The following is a 211-nucleotide window of genomic DNA, read 5'->3' on the forward strand; positions in this document are numbered from 1 at the left end:
CGCGACCAGCCAGCCCCAAGGATGGCCGCGGCCGTGCCGCGCCTGCTGGATCACCGCGGTCGCCCCGACCACCAGCAGGCGGCGCAGGTCCTCATCGCCGGCTCGCGTGATCTTGCCGAGCCTGGTCTTGCCGCCGGTGGAATGGTCCTTTGGTGTGAGGCCGAGCCACGCCGCAAAGTGTCGGCCGGAGCGGAACGCCCCTGGATCGGGT

1 protein-coding gene is annotated in these 211 nt (G+C 72.0%); it reads right to left on the reverse strand.

The features are described 5' to 3' along the window. A partial coding sequence (locus CWO89_RS45615; protein WP_130584509.1) for a transposase occupies positions 1-211 on the reverse strand: 211 nt, incomplete at both ends.

The sequence above is a fragment of the Bradyrhizobium sp. Leo170 genome, assembly GCF_004296405.1.
In the GTDB taxonomy this organism is placed as follows: domain Bacteria; phylum Pseudomonadota; class Alphaproteobacteria; order Rhizobiales; family Xanthobacteraceae; genus Bradyrhizobium.